The sequence below is a fragment of the Cupriavidus malaysiensis genome, assembly GCF_001854325.1.
In the GTDB taxonomy this organism is placed as follows: Bacteria; Pseudomonadota; Gammaproteobacteria; order Burkholderiales; family Burkholderiaceae; genus Cupriavidus; species Cupriavidus malaysiensis.
The window spans coordinates 145,056-163,586 of the sequence record NZ_CP017756.1; the positions used below are offsets into that span (position 1 = coordinate 145,056).

The 18,531-nt window shown below is 62.1% G+C and carries 12 protein-coding genes; all 12 read right to left on the bottom strand.

Annotated features, from left to right (window positions below; genetic code table 11):
- Nucleotides 1-397: 397 nt before the first annotated feature.
- Entirely contained in the window at nt 398-889 is a 492-nt protein-coding gene (locus BKK80_RS35135; protein WP_157903480.1) for a hypothetical protein, read from the bottom strand.
- 18 nt (nt 890-907) lie between these two features.
- Nucleotides 908-1,063 carry a hypothetical protein gene (locus BKK80_RS37000; protein ID WP_157903481.1) on the bottom strand — a complete coding sequence of 52 codons (156 nt, stop codon included), beginning with the start codon at nt 1,061-1,063 and terminating at the stop codon, nt 908-910.
- A 287-nt stretch (nt 1,064-1,350) separates the two neighbouring features.
- On the bottom strand, nt 1,351-6,600 hold the full coding sequence (locus tag BKK80_RS35145) for an Ig-like domain-containing protein (RefSeq protein ID WP_071073831.1): 5,250 nt from the start codon (nt 6,598-6,600) through the stop codon (nt 1,351-1,353).
- A gap of 128 nt (nt 6,601-6,728) precedes the next feature.
- On the bottom strand, nt 6,729-9,488 hold the full coding sequence (traN, locus tag BKK80_RS35150) for a conjugal transfer protein TraN (RefSeq protein WP_071073833.1): 2,760 nt from the start codon (nt 9,486-9,488) through the stop codon (nt 6,729-6,731).
- 10 nt (nt 9,489-9,498) lie between these two features.
- Nucleotides 9,499-10,644 carry a TraU family protein gene (locus BKK80_RS37725; protein ID WP_335582983.1) on the bottom strand — a complete coding sequence of 382 codons (1,146 nt, stop codon included), beginning with the start codon at nt 10,642-10,644 and terminating at the stop codon, nt 9,499-9,501.
- An 89-nt stretch (nt 10,645-10,733) separates the two neighbouring features.
- The gene (locus BKK80_RS35160; protein WP_071073839.1) at nt 10,734-11,786 is read right to left on the bottom strand and encodes a TrbC family F-type conjugative pilus assembly protein; all 1,053 of its coding nucleotides are present in this window, start codon (nt 11,784-11,786) and stop codon (nt 10,734-10,736) included.
- Nucleotides 11,787-11,868: 82 nt separating this feature from the next.
- The gene (locus tag BKK80_RS35165; protein ID WP_084545964.1) at nt 11,869-12,450 is read right to left on the bottom strand and encodes a S26 family signal peptidase; all 582 of its coding nucleotides are present in this window, start codon (nt 12,448-12,450) and stop codon (nt 11,869-11,871) included.
- The gene (locus BKK80_RS35170; RefSeq protein WP_162287364.1) at nt 12,447-12,953 is read right to left on the bottom strand and encodes a hypothetical protein; all 507 of its coding nucleotides are present in this window, start codon (nt 12,951-12,953) and stop codon (nt 12,447-12,449) included. The genes BKK80_RS35165 and BKK80_RS35170 overlap by 4 nt, the downstream gene beginning before the upstream one ends.
- Nucleotides 12,954-13,201: 248 nt before the next feature.
- On the bottom strand, nt 13,202-15,730 hold the full coding sequence (locus BKK80_RS35175; protein WP_157903485.1) for a TraC family protein: 2,529 nt from the start codon (nt 15,728-15,730) through the stop codon (nt 13,202-13,204).
- A 58-nt stretch (nt 15,731-15,788) separates the two neighbouring features.
- The gene (gene traA, locus BKK80_RS35180) at nt 15,789-16,133 is read right to left on the bottom strand and encodes a TraA family conjugative transfer protein (protein WP_071073847.1); all 345 of its coding nucleotides are present in this window, start codon (nt 16,131-16,133) and stop codon (nt 15,789-15,791) included.
- Nucleotides 16,134-16,388: 255 nt separating this feature from the next.
- Entirely contained in the window at nt 16,389-17,105 is a 717-nt protein-coding gene (locus BKK80_RS36115) for a TraV family lipoprotein (RefSeq protein WP_084545965.1), read from the bottom strand.
- 10 nt (nt 17,106-17,115) lie between these two features.
- Nucleotides 17,116-18,528: a TraB/VirB10 family protein gene (locus BKK80_RS35185; RefSeq protein ID WP_071073848.1), complete on the bottom strand. Its 1,413-nt coding sequence runs from the start codon at nt 18,526-18,528 to the stop codon at nt 17,116-17,118.
- Between the last annotated feature and the right edge of the window lie 3 nt (nt 18,529-18,531).

Genomic DNA, 18,531 nt, shown 5'->3' on the forward strand with positions numbered 1-18,531 from the left:
AAGTTGTGCCGTTGGCTTTGGCACAGGGAATTGAGCGTCTGGTACGCCTGGTTGCTGTGTGCTCCCTTGGCGACAGTGGCCTTCAAATTAACTGGACTTTCTCCTCGGAGCATCGCGCTATCGGTGACCGCGTACATGCTCTTCGGTATCCCCTTGTGGATCCGCTGCACACGGTCGTTGATCCTCTCCAGGCGAAGGCATCCCCAGCCAATCGCTACGTCCGGTTTGGCCGGGCGCAAAGCGGTGCCAAAGAGCGACTAGAGACAAATGCGGGGCAGCCACGCCTATGCAGAGAGCCCGCGAGCGCCCGGCAGTGGGATCGACACAGGGAAGAGAAAAAGCCCTCAACCTCCGAAGAGATCAAGGGCTTGGGTGGGTCAGCTCACCAGGACGGTGATCAGCGTAGTGTCTTGCCGGGTAGCAAGCCTACTGTTCCAGTCGCCTGAAAATGGAGGACAGCTTCCTCCACCATTCGCAGTGCGGCTTCTTCAACCGCCTGAAACTCGGTATAGAGGCGCGCTCGCCGAGGGTCATTCTCCCGTTTCTCTGGGCGCATGAAATCCAATCTAGCGCTCCAATCCAACTCCATCCAGCGCTCCGTGGGCTTGATCAAAGCCACGTGGTCAGCGACAAAATGTGTCACCGGACCGGTCATCGTCCCGCGAATCAACCCGGAAGGCACGCTGAATATCACGCCGTTGTGCTTGCGGATGAGATTGTTGTCAAGACGAGACGTCCCATAGCAAACGGCGAGCAGTGACTCGCCGGGAAGCTCCACCTGCTCGGCAAGCAAGCAGTAATGGGCCTTGGGTCCAGGGATTTGCGGATGGGTATCGTACGGGAAGAAACACCTCAGTATCGTGCCTCGCGGGTAACGCGAGGTAGACATCGGTGATCCTTTCGGCGATCAGGGATGACGGCGCTTGTCGTCGCTGACTCGAGCACGAGCGGTACGCTCGTTCGCGATCTCGCTCAGGCGTGCCCGGACCTTGTCCAGCATCGCATCGAGGAGTTCCTTGGAGGTGGACGCGTCGATATAGACCGTGCCTCCCGAGGGAGTCACGACCTTCTCCACTTCCAGACCGTTGGGTGCAGTCATACGCGTCATAGTGATGACATCGTACACCCACTTCGCCAGCGCCCTCAAGAGGCACGACCAGCTATTTCTCATGGCATCTTCTCCGTGATTGGGTAACGGTTTGCGGGCGACCGCAAGCGCGCTTCCCGGGTTGACATTGCATAGGAGAAGAGGCGTTGCATTCACTACAAAGAGTGACGGACGGTAGCGTGATCGCTACCGTCCGTCCGCGCCCAGCAAAGCAACTTTTCACGTCCGCCGATGTGCACCGATTACTTTGACCAGGATGCGGTGCCTGTCTGTCCTTTATCCGAGGTCGCGATCACCTCGACGTAGTTGACGTTCGCAATCGTGGAAGGATTGAAGAGAACCTGCGACGACGTGATTGACGTCGGCCTCTTGTCGAAGAGCCACCGCAGACCCGAAATGCGACCGGTCTCGATCGAACAGCGCGCTGTGAGCTGCAGGCTGGCGCTTACCGAGCCGGATGCCTCAATCTTGCAGACGGGCGACGCGCCACTGACGAGCGTGACCTTGCCCGCCGCCTGGATGACCGCACCACCGCGGCTTGTGACCTTTGCTACGATAGTGTGCTCGCCAGGTGTCGCGATCTCCAGCACCGCAGGTGTCAGGCTGTTGGTCGTGGTCAGCACGACTTCGCCATCTACGGAGTAGTCGATCCGCGCTACCACGTCATTCTTCGGCAACTGCTCGACCGCAACCTTCGCCTGGACCTTGTCTGGCGCGCGCATCCACTTGTCACCGACGGTGACTGAAAGTGAAGCCTTCAGGTCTGTTGGTGGCAGAACCGCAATCTGGTCAGACTGAAGCACCTGTTCGTTCCCGCGAGTGTCGCGTACCGTGACGGACACACGTTGTTCGCCTGGGATCGTGAAGTCCACACCGATAGCATTGCCGCTCTGCGAGGCGATCGCGGCGCCCGCCGGCAGCGTCCATTCGAACGAGAACTTCTCGCCGCCAGTCTTCGTTGCGTCAGCTGCAGCCACATAGCCGATTGAGAAGTTGGCTCGCGCCGGAACGCGCATGTCGTACTTGGTGACAGTCATCCGCATTTGCGGGAACTGATACGTCCACGAGCGGAGGCGGTAGCTCCCCGTCCGCAGCGACTCCCCTTTGCGGCCGTCCACCCAGGATTCGAAACGCACCTCCTGATCGCCGGCCAGCACGGTGTAGTCGACCGGATCGAAGCCCTCCACCTCCCTTCCATTGGGGAGAATCCACTTGCCGGAGATCGTCTCGTTGTTCGTCTCGGTCGACGTGAAAGGGCTCCCCTGCTGTACCGTGAAGGTGTAGCGCTTTCCTGTTTCGGTCACGTTCGGACCGCGGATAATCGGAACCGGGATGGAGAGGGGAATTGCCCGGTAACTCGCGGACGCCGTCCGTACGCGGAATTGGTTGTCGATGTTCTGCCCATCGTCAACCCGTCCGGAAAGCGCGATCTTGTAGACCCCGGCGACCTCGGGAGTAAACGAGAACGAGCTGCCACTGAAGGTCTGCTCGACGGCGTCTTTGGTGCTTCCCTTCACCGTCCAGGTGTACACGGTGTTGGCCACCGACGACTCCGCAGTGACTGTAACGGGCCTCCCGACGAATCCGGCGCGTGGCATGTGAATGTCCAGGTCCGGCCGGGCAAAGCCTTCCACGGTGATGGTGTTGGTGTCGAACGTGGCGCCGGAATGGCGGTTCTTCACCGTGGCACGATACATAAACGTACCCGGCTCGGTGATCACAGGGGTGTACCCTGTTTGCCGGGACTCCTGGACCACACTCCATGTCGTGCCCCGGTCGCGCGACTCGTACCAGGTCAATGTGCCGATGTCCATGGTCCGCTTCGAGTCCATGTACGCGCCGATCACTGGGCGAAAGGCCGTCTTTCCGCCGACCATCCCGGAATCCTGCCGCATGTTCTTCAGCACCGCTTCAATGGGTTCACCATTGGCCACGCCGATTTGGGTATCGAAGCCCTTCACCTTTCTGCCAGTCAGCGCGCCGTCCCGAACCAACTCCGCTTCGACGAAGACGGAGTTCCCGCCGGCCTGCAGCGCCCCGAGGTTCACACTGAATGAGCCATCGGCCTCTGTGGCCAGCGGCTCCGTCGTGAGGGGCTCGAGCGTGACAACGCCCTTGTTGTTTACGTACCGGACCTTCTTCTGGAAGACCGAGATCCGCCACTCCCCCATCTTCACAGGGTCGTACACGAATTTACCCGCGACGATCGCGCCGATTTGCCCCGAGACGGTAGTCTCCTCCGTCGTGATCTGCTTCTCGCGGACAGGTGCGGTGTAGATCGAGATCGTCGTAGGCACCGAGAGCATGCTCAGATCGGTTGTCCAGACCTGATCGGGGGCGGCGTCGTACCAATAGGTGAGCTTGTACGGTGTCGTCTCCCACAGGCTGCGAACGTCGGTCGTCAGCTGCCGCGCCATCGAGTTGTTGCTCCCGACGACCTTGACGGCCTCCCCGTCGTTGACCTTAACATGCAGTCCAGGGAACCGGCCGGCGATCGTCAGGCGGCCAGCGATCACGTTGCCCACGAACGTCAGCGGGCTGTCGATCGTGGAGCCGAGGCGAGCCAGGGCCGACTCGGGCGTGAACTTGACCTCCGGTTTCGCCGACTGGATACCGACGCCGGTCAACGGGAAGGCGTGCGGCTTCACCGCCGAGAAAAACGTGACAACGTTCGTCTCTGGGTCACGGTATAGCAGGCCCGCCTCGTACTTCACGTCGTAGGGCCCGGTCTCTTTGAGCTTGCCAGCGTAGTTTGTGAACGTCTTGTCCATTGCGCCAATGGTGTCGTCGAAGAGCACCGCGCAGACAGCACGGCCACCGGCAAGCGTCGCAAGCCGGGTGGTCTGAAAGGCTGGATCCTGAAGGCTCCCGGGCACGATGGAGTAGACCCCGCCGATACAGTCCTTTGACTGGGTGTTGACCTTCGCCCGGAGAATGAACGTCTCCAGGCCGGCAACATAGTCTGACTTGCCGTCGAAGGTCGTCACGCCGATCTGGTCCGCCGGATCCCAGAACGTCACAGTCGCGATGCCAACCGGCGCGTTCGGCGCGGCGGTGGTCATGATCAGGGTGGATACGCCGCCAGCGACGGTCGAGTCGGACGCCGAGTTCACGACCAGGGAGTAACGCCCCTTGTTGGCCGAAAAGTCATAGGCGCTATCGACGGTCTTGGTCTCACCTGGCTGAACCGTGACTCCACCTACCACCATCGGCGCCGTCGAGTCGGCGCGCAACGTAGCGTAGATCGGATACACCCCCCCAACGAGGGAGTTATCAGGCAGGCGAATCGGCTCGGACTGCAGAGTCTCCTGGAAGATCGTGTTCCGCGTCTTCAGCGCCGGGATGCGGATCGGTTGCTTACGCTCGTTCTGGAGCGGCACCTGCGCCGGCGCGTAGTTGAAAGATAGCGAGGCCTTTCCGACGTTGCCACTGGAGTCGACCGCCTTGACGGTCAGGACATAGGGCCTGCCGGATTCCAGGCTGGGCGCCAGCACCGGATACTCGAGGCGGTATTGCGCCGGGGTGGCGCCGTCGCCTGCGGCCGTCTGACGCCACGCCAGGTTGATGGTCTGGTTGGCTGGGCCGCCTTGAAGAACCGCAGACGTGACCCGCGGTGACGGATCTACCGTATCCGAGACACTGATGGTGAAGTCGTCGAGCGAGCGGATGGCCTGGCCGTCGCCAACAGTCAGCGCGATTGCCGGTGCGGTGCGATCCAGCGTCACCGAGCCTTGAAACACGGCCTGGCCGACGTTCCCATAGTTGTCTTCGGCCTCTCCCACAAGCGTGTAGACGCCGTCCGGCGCGCCGGAGAGGCCAAAGCTGGTTGACCAGCTGTTGTAGGCAAGCTTGTTTGTCACCTGCTTGGGCAGGGCGTACGTGGCCCCCGAGGCGTCCTTCAGATAGGCCCGGATCGATGAGACCGTCCACATGTAGTACCGCCAATCGTCCGTCGAGTCCAAGTCGGTCGCGCGAAACGATGCGGTGCCCTTCGCCAGGTCCACCTGCATCTGGTCCACCACCGGGGGATTGAAGTCCCACCAGCGATACACATACGTTCCCCCAAACACCTCCATCGCCCCGTTGGCCTTGGCGAGATACCAAGGCCCAGAGTCATAGCCAAAGCCGCTGTCGAACCGATCGTTCGTCTGCATCTCGCAGGTGGTCTGCCCGGTGGGGATCAGGCAAGTGTATGGAATGCTGCGCAGCAGCACTCTCGCCTTCTGGTCGTAGTTCCGGGCCTCCACGAAGACTTTGACCCCGGTCACTGTCCATGGTTTGTTCCCATACCGCGGTAGGCCCGGCGCTGCTACGAGGTCCTCCCATGGACCGCCGTCCCGTTGCATCTGCGCCTTGACACCCTTGGGCGCCTGGTCGACGTCCGGCGAGAGCTTGAGACCTGAGAAGCTCGAGTAGTACGCAGGGAACGCGATGCCCGCGCTGGTGGCGACATACCCGTAGTAGGTGTTCGGTATCGGAATCGGAATCGACTGCTCGTGATAGACGTACGAGGAATCCTCACTTGTCTTGTAAACCTCCTTCCAACCGTACTCTGACCCGTTGTACGCGACGTGGTCAGACTTCCGGAACTTCCAGCGGGTCTTCACTGGGTTCTCGTAGACTACCGTGCCGGCAACGTACGGTACCCATTTCGCCTGCCTCGAGTCATACACTTCGAGCCAGTACTGCGGCAGCTCATTGTCGATCGCACTATCGCGCGAGAAGGTGGTCTCATTTCCGGCTCTGTCGGTCACCGTGAAACCGACGGTGTAGTGGCTACGATTCGTCGGCGCGAGGGCCTTTCCCGCGGCGACTTCGATCGGCACCGTCACCACGCCGCGAGCTGCATCGAGCGTAGCAGCCGCCTCCCGGCGTACGCCATCGACCCTGCTGACGGCAAAGTACTTCGCAGAGGCCAAGCCGGAAGGGTCTGAGATCTGATCGAGCTGCAGTCCCGCGAGCATCTGGCTGCTCCCGGTGCCGAACTGACTGATCGTGCCGAAGCTGCCGTAGTTGCGCCTCACATCCATCGCGCCGGTGGTCGTTGGCCCAACGGTGTCGATCACGATAGGGTAGGTATCGGCCTGGACGGTCTGGCCGTTCGAGGCAAGGATCTCCGCCTTCAGTATGTAGCTGCCGTCGACCGGGGCGGGCAGCTTGAGCAAGGCGCCATAGTAGGACTGCCCGCCGATGGTCATCGTGCTGTCCGCACCGAGCACCCCGCTCTGTGCCGTACCAACCGTGAGCGTACTTTGCTCTTTCTGGATGGTGATCCGAACCGAGCGAGCAAGACCGCCGCTCAGCGCAAAGGTGATGTCGCCCACCGGGTTCACGTATTTGTCGCCTGGAGCGACCGTCTTGACAGTTCCGCGCTTGTCCTGGAACTGCAATTGGAGCAGCTCGGCGTTTGCGGACAATGAGGTACCGAGCGCAGCGGTGCCGGCCAGGAGTGCCGCCGACAGGGCGGCGGCGCGGCTTTTGACCCTATTCATTTCCTGCCCCTCTGGAAACATTTCCACACCGGTAACACTAGCGGCGAGAGGCTGGATTTAATCCGTGCGGCAGAAGTCCCCTAGTTAAGGTACCTTCTGCCGCACGACTGCTCGGTGATTGCACCGAATCAGGTCGGGTTCGGCGGCGCGATGCAGTTATTGAGAGGGGGGGCTGGCAGCGCGTTGTCGTACTCAATTTGGATCGTCAGGAACCCTTCGCCATCGCCTCCCACCCAGAGGTCACTCTGCGTATTCACAGGTCCCTGCGTCTTGAAGTACGAGGTGACGTCGACGTATGGACGGCCGGAGGGATCCCACTTGGTATCAGCCGGGGTGTACTGATCGAAGAGCCGCCAAGAATCATAGAGCTCGCATACCCCTGGCGCCTCGTAGAAGCGCGGGCTGACCAGGACATCCTTTCCATTCACCTTGAGCCGGACCATGTCATCCCAGGATCCCTCGACGATGCGGGCGCTCCGGATCAGCTCCGGCCGTTTCACGTAGAAGTCGTAGGATTGCTTCCACATCCGGGTGCACCAATCCGAAATGTAGTTGTCCCCGCGCTTGCCCAGGTTGACCTGCATGCAGTTGCTGGATCCGGTCATCGATGTGCACGCGGTGATGTTGTCGTAGCCATAGTCCGACTGGGGCGTCCCATAGACGATCAGGATGTCTTCTGGCTGAAGCGTCTTGGGTGCGCTCGGGGCGTAGGCCGGAATGGACGTGTCAGTCTGGTAGCAAACCGGGTCGCTCTTGATCGCCGTGTCCCGTTTCTGCTCGAGCGTCACACCGCTGCCGTCGACAGAGCCGGTCGCGCTGTTGGTGATCCGCTCCCGCTGCATGGCAGGAATATCGACCAGCTTGGAGAACCCCTGTTGCTCTCCCATGAGCGTCGAGTAGGAGTCGCCATACCCGATATTGTAGGCAGCCACGTCGTTGGCGTTCTGGGGCACCCGTATGTTGGCTGCGCTCAGCGCGTTGAACCACTCCGACATATCTATCCTGGACCAATCCACCTGCGCCAGCTGCGCCGGGCTGAATCCGCTGCAGTCCGGCGTCTCCTGGGAGCCATATCCGCCGTTTCCCCGCCACGGGAACAGTTGCGCCTTGATCTGCTGCCCGAGCACACGCGTCGACAGAGAGCTATAGCAACAGCTGCGCTCCGTCTCCTTCAAACATCCCAAGGGGCCGCTTTGCTCGCAGTACCGCGGGAAGGTGACGCACTTCCCCCCCTTCTTCTCCATGCCGACCGTCATCTCCGTGGGCGAGCACGACGTCAACAGCTTCCCGAGGGTTGACACGATCGTATAGACGGCCATGGCCATGTTGACGTACTGGAGTGCCGCTGAGGCCATCTCCGCCGCCTGGCTTGCGGCTTCCGTCGCGCCAGCCTCCGCCCCGGCTGACGCACCTGCCTCGGCGGCCATCTCCGCGCCCAGCTCCGCCGCGGTCGATCCGGCTTGCGCCCCGACCTCGCTCGAGATCGCGCTGGCGGCGCTCGAGGCTGCGGCATCCGTCCCGACGTCCGCCCCGAACGACTGCAGCATCGAACCAAACTCCGTCGAGAGCGATTGCGTGAGGTCCCCGATCGCCTGCCGCGCGTCGTCGATGATCGTGTCTTTGATCCAGTCCATGGCCATGGCATCGACCTGGCTGCGCAAGCTGGCCATGAACGGCATCTTGTAGGCGGCACTGATGAGCTTCACCGCCGCCACGGGTGCGGCAATCTGAGCGGCCATTCTGCAGCAATCGTTCGAGAGGCCGACGCCAGAGCCAAAGTAGTTGCTGCAATACTTCATCTGGCCGCGGAAGATCTCGGGTGTGCACTGCTGGATATACTCTCCCGGGTTGGCTGCCCTCGGCTTGGCCAAGGTGCAGCCCGCTGGTAGCCCATCAGCCAGGACGCCATCCAGCTGCCGAATGCTGCCGCCACATTGCAACGGCACCTTCTCACCCGTCTCCGCGCAGATATCCACCTGTTTGACCACGGTGATGTTCGCCATGCCCGAGCAGTAACCCGTTCCCCAGAAAAAGGGGTCAGGCACCCACATGCCGGGTTCGCATAGCGACTCCGTTACGCAATCCGGGTCCGCGTGATACACATCCAGGGAGCAGTCCTTCGCCCGCTTGACGGTCTCCTGAGACCGCTTCGGCGTGCAATTGTTCGCTTCACGGGGTGGCTTTCCGGTTTCGGCACAGACTGCGCCATTTCGAATGGTCTCGACGATCTGCGCGGCGGTCACGGCGGCACCAAAGTCGGAGTTGTTCTCGCCCGCCGGCTTGTAGCACTCGTTCCCCATGCAACGCACCGCGGTCTGACAGACTTCGTTGACCCCATTTGCACCGTCCGCGGTCTGGGTACAGCCACTGAACAATGAACTGATCAGACCAGGACTGCCAGCAGGATCGTTTCCCATCCCAATACCCGTGGCGGTATTGGCCATGTTGTTCGCGAGTGCGGCAGCCTCATCGCGGGTTGCCTTCCCAGTGTTGGCGGAGTTGTAGAGCCACTGGACGGGGTCGTTCCCGCCGGATTGGGCCGCAGCACGATCCGAGTCATATTGCTGCTTCGATCTCGCTTGGACGTTCGCGGCGTTGCCGCTCCCGCCGTTCTGGGCGGTGAAGTTCTGGAGGCTCGCCCGCGAACCGGGCACGGAGTCGGAGGCGCACACTTTGGATCCGTCGCATTCTGCTCCAACCTGCGACTCGCCCTTCAGGAGGAAGTTGGAGAGCGTCAGGATCGTGTCGATCCCCATGGACGTGCCACTGGTGAAGTCGCCCTGGTCAGCCGACGTCATGCCGGACTGTGCGCGTGCTTGGGCAACTGGCAGAAACGCCAGGGACGCCGCGGTGAAGGTCGCGACGTAGCGGGAGAAGATGCTTGCCATCGGCCACCTCTCAGAAGACACCAACGCAGCAGTCGACCCACTGCCACAACATGTAGACCTGATCTTCACCAGTACCCGGACGGGTCCGCCACTCGCCCCACCGCAGGGAGGTTTCTCCGATACGATGTGCGCACCGCCCCCCGCTGATGGTGGAAAAATCGATCTCCCGTGCGCTGCCGTTTGATGGCATGGACGGCGCGGAAGGACTGGAGATGACCGGCGGCGCGGTAAGGTTGATCGGGGCCCCAGCGGTCGGTGCGCCCCCGATCCCACTGGTCGACTCCGAGACAGGGAACATCATCGACACCTTGTAGGCCGACTTTTGCAGCATCGGCCGGTAGACGGGCTCGCAGGTGCCACCGATGGCATCATCGCCGACCCGAGAATATGCAATGGTGGTCCACGGCAAGCGCGCCATCATGAAGAGTGCGCGTGCCATTACAAGCGACGAACCCGTCACGGAGCTGCTGTTCCCGTGGTATCCGTTGACCGGGTACGACATGCCCCAGCAACCCATGGCCCAGAACATCATGTCGTCCGCTTCCTGGCTGATCCCGCTGCTGGCCAAGGTACAGCTGACAGGCAGCGCCAGCATTGCTACTGGATTCGCGAAAAATGCGGTCTCCGGGTTGAGGAAGAACCCACTCTCCGGGGCATCCCACTGGGGATAGAACATCGACATCTCTGCCAGGTCGAGAGAAAGCGTGTTGTCGGCGCTGCAGCCTGGCACGTTCATCATCTGCAGCATTGTCATCAGCGGGAACGAGTACATGTTGAAATGTCGGAACCCACTGAGGGCCCCGTCGCCGCCGAGGGCACCGCGGCCGAGCGGCCCGGCACCGCTTGGATTGCTCCCATTGAGCGAAATGCCGCCAAGCGTCGGTGAGCAGTACGGGTATCGGGTGGTTTCGATCAGCTTCGAAGGCGTCCAGAAGCCAACCGTCAAACCAACCGTCGGCAGCTGCCCGCCACCGCCTCGGCAGGTACAGACCATCCGCTTGGTGGCGTTGTACGGTTCCTCGATGCCGTCCTTCGGGTGAAAGGTACTGAACCCTGCGATACGTAGCGGGAACATCGACGACCAACAGATACCGGTGAAGAGCCGGGACAGGATGCCCGCGTCCGGACACGAGAGCTTGTTCAGGCCTTGCGTCAACCCCGACGTTCCCTGGGCACGGAGATCGGTGTACCCCCCCGTCATGGCCATAGCGCAAACGAAGAGAACGGCTGCCAGGAGTCGGCGCATTATTGTGTCCCCGCGTAGGTCGTCACTTCCATCTGGAGGCCGCGCTGGCGCACGACCGCCGGCACAGCAGAGATGCCGAAGCGCTGCATATAGAGCTCATTGATTGGGTAGGTGCGCGTGCCGAGCACCTGCTCGGTCGTGCGGCCGCCCTCATGGAGGGCGTTGCGCGTCACGAACACCATCGGTTTCTGCGCGGTGCGCAACAAGGCATTCGCGAATTCGAGCTGCTTCGGATCCGTCGGGTCAAACGCGATCACTGTGTAAGGGAAGGGCCGCTTCTCCAGCGGGTTGATACGGGTTCCCTTCTTCAGGAGAACGTTCCCATTCACCGGATCTACGTGGTCGTATTCGACTGTGATCGACGGATCAAAGAGCCGGGTCTCCGACCGCGTAGCATGCTGGACCACGAGGCCCGAGAAATATCGGTCGGCTGCGGACTGGATCGCGCTTCGCCGTATCTTCTCGAAGTCGAGGGCGGCGTAGCGCTTCTCCATCACCTCGATCACGTCCGGTTCACTGATCGGATGGGTGTTGCCAACGATCTTCGCAACACGCCCGGCCTCGATCTCCGAAACAGCTCCTGCCAGCGAGATCTCACCCGTCACCCGGTACCACCCTTGATCCGCCTGCCGACGATGCAGCACAACAGGAACCTGGTCCACTCGATACGTGCGGAACGCTTCCGGGTGTACCAGCACGTTGGCTGGGCTCTTCATGCCCTTCATCAAACTGTTGACCTGGCCAACGGTTTCGGAGAAGAGAGGCGGCACCCAGCCTCGCAGGAGAAACACAATGTCCTTCCGCCCTTCGGCTTGCCGAAAGTAACTTTGGAGTGTGCGGGCCGGCATCGCAAGGCTGATGAAGACGACCGTCGTGACGCCCTCCAGCCCCTGCAAATTGGGGTTACCCTGCCCCGTCACGAGGTTCTGAACCGCGCCCTTTGACCCCGCAAGTCGCTGGGCGGCTTGTACCGCGTCGGCGCCCTGGACCGTGTTCAGAGAGATGCCCGCGCGCTCGAGCAGTTGAGCGGCACCGGCAGCGTCGAACGGCATGAGCGAGTCGGCCGGCGTTCTGCCTCCAGCGTCGCCCTGGGCATTGGCTCCAGCCGCGAGAATTCCCACTCCTATCGCCAGGCTAGCCCAGTAGCGCGAGGCGCGCGATGATTTGCTCATACTTGATGGTTCCCCAATACCGTCCGTCAAAGGTCCGCTCTTCCGTTCCGAGCATGAAGAGCTCACCAGGTGGCACGATGAAATCGCGGTCGAAGTGCCCTGCAGGCAGGTCCGCCTTGCGCAGGTAGGCATGAAGTCCGCCCCAGCGGACACCATTGATGTAGACCTGGTCCCGGTGAATCAGGATGTGGTCGCCTGGCGTCCCCGCTACGAACTTGAACAGGAACGTGCCGTCAGGAAAAATCGGCAGAGCCCCCTTCGATCGGAATACAAGGAGATCGCCGCGCTTGATGTCGGTCGGCACCGCACTTCTCAGCCCCCGCCTCGCCTGTCCCAGATAGAAGCTCCACGGAAGGCATCCGGTTGCCTTGCCTTCGTACCAGAGGGAGAAGTCACCCAGCACCGCGGTGAGACCGGGCTCACGCGACACGTACGTCCCGTACCACCCCGCCCACATTGGCCCAGCGGTCACAGGGATCGTCATCACGACAACGACCTTCCGTGCCATCGATAGGCCACGCCACCACGCTGCAAACCGCTTCATCGGCCGCCCTCCGATTGTCGCGTCGCGGCGGCCTCGCCGTCCGAAGTCGATGCGACTCCAGCCCGTGACTCCGGAACGGCCTCAACGCCCGCCGAGGCCACACCGTCTGCCGCGCCAGCGGTGCCCTCAAGCGCGCCAGATCGCACGAGCCCGAGCTGAGCCTCGAGGGCCTGGCGGTAGGCGGTCGCAGCGCGGCGTTCTTGTGTCGCCGCCTCGACGACGAACGGCGCAAGCGAGAACTGCTGGGCGACCGCAGAGGTGATGTCGGTGCCTGTGCCCTGTGGTGGCACGGCCAGTAAGTCCGCACGGACAAGTACGGCGTTCCGACCGATCTCCTCAAGCGCCTCATTGAGCGAAACAGCGAACGTCGTCATTGCCGCGGCCTGGGCCTGGACGTCCAGCTTCTGTGCATTGAGCTTCAGACCGTTCGCCTTGATGAGCAGCGGGATATTCACCGAGAGCACCTGCGGGGGCGAAGGACTGAACTTCTGGATGTAGAGCAACGTCCCACTGACCGACAGGAGAACGCTTAGCACCACCACACCAAGACTCGACACCCCACTCCCGCCGTCGCCGCGGGCCTCCTTCTTTGGCCGCGGGCTTGACCTCGGGGATTGGGCGCCCTCGCTCGCGAGAGCGTCGCCTCCGTCTGGAGGGGACGTCGCCTTGTCCGGATCCAGTACGTGCGTGGAGCACAGGTTCCCTTTCGTCAGTTCGGCTGCCTCTGCGGCCGTTGCTTCCGTGTGTGCGTTCACAGCGTTCCCTCCGCGCGCATGAAGTCCTCAATGGCCTCGACGACGTTCCGTCCTTCTTTCACGGCCGCTAGGATGTCCGTACGCTCGCGGCCCTCGGTTGAGAACAGGATCTGGTTGAATCGCGACTCGATCAATCGCATGATCCCCATACCCGAATCCGACTTCACGAAGATCTCGGAGTAGGAGTGGGCACCAATGCGCGTGTGAACGGTCGACAGCAGCTCGAACGCTGCGTCGCTCATGACGAGCCAATTCTTCTCTCGCGCCGCTTGAATCGCTTCTTGCGTCTGCGACATGATGAACATCGTGGAGGCAGACGCTGCAATCTCCGCCCCATACCCGGTGCGATACAGCTGGGACAGTGACTGCAGCACGATCCCGATTGACGATGAGTGCTTGCGTGACTTCGAGTAGAGCTGCGCGAAGAACTTCGCGTTCGCCTCGTCCGGTAAGAGGTCCCCCATTTCCTCACCGATCACCATCTTCCTTACCCGGTCGTCACCGTGGTAGATCCGCTGGTTGATGGTCAGATACAGCTGCATCAGCACCACGTCTTGAAGCAGCTTGTCGCGCTCCAGGCCGTTCAACTCAAGGCAGATGAGTGGTGCGTACAGATCGAGGTTATTCTCGCCATTGAACCAGTGCCCATATGGCCCACGCGCCGAGAATGGAAACAACATCCTCCCCATCTCGAGCGCGACCGGATCATCGGCCTGCGCCTGGAAGTAGCGATAGATATCGTCGATCCCCATCGAACGGCCTTTGTTGGCCCAAACCGACTTGATCGCCTCGACGATTCGTGCGTTCTGCTGATCGGTGGCCGGCTTCGACGGCGAGACCATTTTCCCGATCGATGCCTGGTGCATGCCGATCTCTTCGTCGATATCTGTCACATTGGTGAACCCGTTGAGACAGATTTTCGAATCTGGCAGGAACTCGATCACCTGACCGCCAGCGGCCGCGGTCGACTTCACATGGGACCGCCCGCGGTCGATGATCACGATCTCATCCCCAAGGGAGAGGTGGTCCTGAATGATGCGCTCCACCGCGAACGACTTGCCCGCCCCGGACTCAGCAAACAGCAGCCAATTCTTGTTCTTGTTTGCGCGATGGAAGACGTCGTAGCTGGCAGGGCGCAGCCGGCGGGTATGCAGCTTCATTGCGGAGCCGTAACCCAGCCAGTCCCCGATGATCGGGAGGAACTGGGCAGCCATCTCGGCAGACATCGTGACGAAGCGGTACGTACCCTTGATGGTCTCAGGAGATGCCTGCAATGGCAGTTGATTCAGGAAGGTGGCCCAAGTAATGAACCACTCGTTGAACGTACGAAACTGGAGCGTGTTGTAGTGCCCGAGCACTCGGGCGGTCGCCTTGTTCAGGCGGGCAGGGCTCGTGTGGTACATCGTCAGCGTCATCGACATCTCGACTGCGATGTCGCCGCCGTCGAGCGCGGCGCCCATGCAGTCGAAGCCCTCCTTCTTTGCCGCAAGAACCGGAGACCATTTCAGCATGGGACCGAACGCCTGCTGGTTGATCACGGCCTGCTTCTGGCGGAAGCCGGAGACTTTGCTACCCTGATCAGGGAAGTGGATCGTGGTGGTCAATGCATAGGGCAGACCGATCTGAGCGCCGAGACCGGAGGGATCACCAGCGAGCGGATTGACGACCCGCAGGTTCGTGCGCTTCGGAAAGCCCGATACCACCAGAGTCCTTGCGAACACCTGGCCCGTCGTCGGCCGCTTGATTCGCAGCTGCCGGAGTTGGCGCCGCACATGCGTGCCGGGCGGTACCACCTGGTCTTTGATCGTGGCATGCGGGTTGTACGACGTATCGCGGTCACCGTATGGATCGAAGTACCAGCGGTATACCCCGAGAATCTCCTCCATCGCCGTAATCGGCCGCAGGATCTGTCCTGCCGCCTCCAGCGCACCGGTCATCTTCTCTCGCAGCTCGGCAAAATCAGCGAGGTCCTCGTCCGACGGGAACGGATGACCTTTGATCGGGACACGCAGGGTGAAGAACAGGCGGACGTCGAGCGCCAGCGCACCGGTATCCCCAAGGGGCGGTGTTTTTGCCCCTGCCTCGAGGAATGCCCCGCGCCGCTCCATGAACGAGATGGCGATATCGCGCATGCGTGCTCGATCTGGCGCTAACTCGGCAAGGGCGTAGTCCGCGCGAGCATTCCGGTAATCCTCGACGGCTTGCCGCAGGTCTGCGTCGCCACGCTGAATGCACTGCATGACCGTGCCGGCAGGGTAGCCTTGCTTCAAAACTGCCACCTGCGCCGCCTGTACCTGGGCATCCACGCCCGGCATCAGGATGCCCTCGTAGAGGCACCCGATCGCACCATCCTCGAGAAAGATCACCCCGTTCTCGCTCGCCAGTGGCGTAAGCCATTCTGCGGGGCGGTAGCGCGCTGAGGCGCCAATGCGAAGCTCATTCGCTCCCACCATGCTCTCCAAAGTGCTAAGACCTGATGGTTTTTTACGCGAGATGATCGAGTTCAGAAAAAGAAAATGGGGCACTCAAGGAGTGCCCCTACCAGCTACTTGGGGATGGCTGGTCGAAACCCGGAAGCGGGCGTCAGAAGGTGCCCGAGAACAGCGCGGTCAAGATGCCGGGGCCGTACACAGCGCACAGGGCGATCGCGACGCCGAAGATCACGCCGGTCGCCGAGCCGCGAACCAGGCCGGCACCCAGCGCGATGGCGAAGCCCGCCAGCGCCAGGACCTTACCGAGGGAGCCTTCCAGCCAGTTCTGCAGCATCGCGACGATGCTGTCGAAGGTGGTGTCGGTACCGGCGAACGCCATGGAGGCGCCCAGGCCGATGGCAACGACGGCGGCCGTGGCGAGGGCCTTCTGGTTCTTGCGATCGCGCAGCATGGCGAGCTTGTCGGCGACGCCGAGTTTCAGGGTGATAGCATTCATGTTGGGTGGCTCCTGGTTTGCAAAGGACGGTCACCGATGACTAGAAGGCGGCGACGCGAATGCAGTCTATGAGCCCCTGCGGCTGCATAATCAGTGCGGCAGAAGCTCCGCTAACTAGGGGGTTTTTGACGCACCCTTGTCGCTACCCTCACCACGTCGCTGCGCGCCGACGGCATCGCGCTGGTCTTCACAATGGAAAACGGGCCCGATCAGGGCCCGTCCGTTCTCCGGCGGAGGACGCGGCGCGTGCCGCGCTTAGGGTAATGACGAGCCCAAGCTCGGCACACCTACCTTGTCGATCATGTCGCGCGCGCCCGCCACGGCTCCGGACATTGCCGCCTTCGACGCGTTAGCGATGCTATTGCCGTTGGGCCCGGTTGACCGCTTGGAATAGGGCGCGATACCGGCAGGCGCCATGGGAATCGTCCCACCTTGTTGAGAGTTGAAGTTCGGCACCGCGGATGAGTGCCGCGATTGCCCTTCGTCGCCATCCGCGCCTTCAACCTGATATGCGGTCGGCACCCTTCCCGACGCGCCTGTGACCAGGTTCCCCACCGCCCAACGTCTCGGCGTTACCTCGGTGAACAGCAGGCTCGGATAGTGCAGATCGCCGTTGTGGTCGATCCACGGCGACACGCGAATGCGCATCACTTGCGCAGGCTCAAGGATCGGTTGCGGCTGGGCAAGCGGCTGCGGCAACTGCACGGTTTTACCTCCACCGCGGGCAGCCTTCCCTGAGGCTTCGCCCGCCTGGTCAGCGCCTGGCGCTTCGCCCTTGTTGCCCTCCGCATCCACAACGACCAGAGAGTCCCGACTGTTGGTCAATCGATAGACTTCCGCGGGGGTCTTGCAAACGACTCCCGACTTCACGCCCGGGCACGACGATTCAGGCGCTCCGATATTCCATGCAGACGCGCAGCCTCCCAGCAACCAAACGACAAGGACCGCCACACCAAGCTGTTTCGTTTCCATCGCTGCGCCCTCAACTCTTGTTGAACTTGATGCTCGTTCCGCGCACGAGCACGATCGTAATCTTTCGTGCTGGCTCGACTTCGATCGTAGGGACCGCTTCCTTGGCGAGATCCATGTAGTAGTCCGCGATTTTCTCGAACGCGTCTCCCAGCCCCTGCCCAGCCCCCGAGAGCGCCGCGCCCTGAATCGCCTCAGTGGGACTGCGCCCGCCGCGAAGCGTGATGCCACCCTGGTCTACCGCGCTACGGCCGATCGAAAGGGAATTGCCACTGTTCTGCAGCGCAAAGGCCGCTCCCAAGCCACGACCGAACGCTGCCAGCCAACCCGAAGCAACCGTCCGGGCGATTGCGGCTCCCTCACGGGACACGAGCTTGCCGCGCAGCCCCGCCTTTCCGTCCTCCCCGACAATGTAGCCATCGAGGCTGGCCTCGACGACACCGCCGTCGTTACGCACGCATGTGATGCGCTCCGTGCGCAGCTTCGCCCGCTCGGTAGAAAGCTCGCCGTGGCCTGAGGCGAGAACGAAGCACTCGCTGACGTCTGCCGTGTAATAGTTCGGAAGGATCGCCTCGTGCTTGATACGGATCAGGGTTGGAGTCGGGTGCTTCTGCGACGCCTGCGAGACCGGGACGTCCATACCAGTCAGGTTCGTCCCGGTGAGAATCGAGCCGGCCGGCAGCCACGTTGGCGAGGCCACTCCGCCAGATTGACCCCGTATGTCTGCCGAGGGCGCATTGGGCTTGCCTAGCGGCGGCACCCCGGCCGCGTGCTTGGTGCCCCCCCCGGCACCCTGACCGCCTGCACCATCCGCGGTTGCGCCGTCCACCCCACCCTGTGATCGCTCATCCGAAAGCCGGAGGCGGCTCGCCGGCGGTGCACTGTCCGTCCCGGCAGCCGGTGGCTGCGAGACGACGGGTAGCTCAGGGAAACCAAGTTGCCCCCCCGAGCCGCCGCCGGTGCCACCACCTGCGATCGGCTGGCCGCCGCCGGCGCGCTCCGCCGCCTCCTTCTTCTTGTCCCATATCGCCTCAATCTGATGCTCGATCGCCTGGTCCAGCTGCTTCTTCAGGTTCGCGTCGCCGAGCTTCCCTGCCGCGACATCCGTGACGTTGTCCTTCAGCTGCTTGAGGCTCGTCTCGTTGCGCGCCTGGTCGGACGCCTGCTTCGACGTCACGTCCTGCAGTTGGCGCTGGAGGGCCGTGAGTTGTCCGGCAATCGACTCCAGATCCACGTTGCGCTTCGGCGGTGCCACGACCTTCACGTCGAGGCGGTCATCAAGCTTCTTCGGCCGGTCCGGTTGGAACTGGGACACCGCCACAACGAGTCCGAGTGCCACAGCGCAACCACCCCAGATGATGGTATTGCGGCGCTTGGATGGGGAGGCTTGCTGGTACCAGCGCTGTGCTTGGGTGACGAGATTCATACC

What these genes read in the sequence shown, in the direction of transcription:
- BKK80_RS35185 (WP_071073848.1), bottom strand. Translation starts at nt 18,528, where the DNA reads ATGAATCTCGTCACCCAAGCACAGCGCTGGTACCAGCAAGCCTCCCCA.
- BKK80_RS35135 (WP_157903480.1), bottom strand. Translation starts at nt 889, where the DNA reads ATGTCTACCTCGCGTTACCCGCGAGGCACGATACTGAGGTGTTTCTTC.
- traA (WP_071073847.1), bottom strand. Translation starts at nt 16,133, where the DNA reads ATGAATGCTATCACCCTGAAACTCGGCGTCGCCGACAAGCTCGCCATG.
- BKK80_RS36115 (WP_084545965.1), bottom strand. Translation starts at nt 17,105, where the DNA reads ATGGAAACGAAACAGCTTGGTGTGGCGGTCCTTGTCGTTTGGTTGCTG.
- traN (WP_071073833.1), bottom strand. Translation starts at nt 9,488, where the DNA reads ATGGCAAGCATCTTCTCCCGCTACGTCGCGACCTTCACCGCGGCGTCC.
- BKK80_RS35145 (WP_071073831.1), bottom strand. Translation starts at nt 6,600, where the DNA reads ATGAATAGGGTCAAAAGCCGCGCCGCCGCCCTGTCGGCGGCACTCCTG.
- BKK80_RS35160 (WP_071073839.1), bottom strand. Translation starts at nt 11,786, where the DNA reads ATGCCGTTCGACGCTGCCGGTGCCGCTCAACTGCTCGAGCGCGCGGGC.
- BKK80_RS35165 (WP_084545964.1), bottom strand. Translation starts at nt 12,450, where the DNA reads ATGAAGCGGTTTGCAGCGTGGTGGCGTGGCCTATCGATGGCACGGAAG.